This is a genomic window from Haloferax sp. Atlit-109R (assembly GCF_003665865.1).
In the GTDB taxonomy this organism is placed as follows: Archaea; Halobacteriota; Halobacteria; order Halobacteriales; family Haloferacaceae; genus Haloferax; species Haloferax volcanii.
In genome coordinates, this window is record NZ_QPLO01000019.1 from 1 (window position 1) to 472 (window position 472).

Here is a 472-nt window from a genome sequence, read left to right on the forward strand (position 1 = left end):
AGCTCGTTGTCGGAGCCGTCGACGATAGCGTACCACTGGCCGTCAGTGCCGGCGACGTACTCCGCGGTCCACGAGTCGCCGACGACGCTGGCGGGCTCGACGACGAACTCGGTGTTGGTCGCGTTGACGCTCTCCGGGACGCGGACGCGCATGGAGTTCCGCTCGGGCGAGACGCGCGCCGAGAGCGTGTTCAGGGTGACCCTCGAACCGCTGCTCGCGTTCGGCGCGTAGAAGCGCTGGTCGCCGTCGCTGTAGAGTTCGACGTAGTCGCTCTCGGCGCTGTACGTCGCGTTCTCAGCGTAGTAGACGAGCCCGCCCTGTGGCGTCTCGCCGACTTCGAGGTAGCTCCCGGAGTTCCACGAATCGAGCTGGATGCGGGAGTCCATGTCGAAGCCGACCGGCGTCGCGCGGACAACGGAGATCTCGGAGTCGTGCGCGTCGACGCGGGAGCCGGTGGAACGGACCTCGACGG

1 pseudogene is annotated in these 472 nt (G+C 67.8%); it reads right to left on the bottom strand.

Annotated elements, in window-relative coordinates:
• Positions 1-472: pseudogene (locus tag DVK03_RS19450) on the bottom strand (hypothetical protein); the annotation flags it as partial.